At 42.6% G+C, this 291-nt stretch carries 1 pseudogene; it reads left to right on the top strand.

Annotated elements, in window-relative coordinates:
• Positions 1–260, top strand: a pseudogene (locus AS888_RS26805) (transposase); the annotation flags it as partial.
• Positions 261–291 lie beyond the last annotated feature (31 nt).

The raw sequence follows: 291 nt of genomic DNA, 5'->3' as shown, positions 1-291 counted from the left end.
AAGAAACCAAAGCAATTAAAGAAAGTACTACGGATCCTGAGAGTGGCTACTATGTGAAAGATGAACGAACAAAACAGTTTGCCTATTCATTCCATGCGGCTGCAGACGGCAACGGTTTTGTATTGGGAACGATTGTAACACCTGGTAATACACATGACAGTCAGATTTTGGAGCCACTTGTTGAGCAAGTGATTGAGAAAGTTGGAAAACCAGAAGCAGTTGCCGCAGATGCAGCTTATAAAACACCAGCGATTACAAGCTGAAGAAATCACACCTGCTTTACCCTATACC

This window comes from Peribacillus simplex (assembly GCF_001542915.1).
GTDB lineage: Bacteria > Bacillota > Bacilli > Bacillales > DSM-1321 > Peribacillus > Peribacillus simplex_B.
This window is presented reverse-complemented; position numbering and strand designations above follow the sequence as displayed.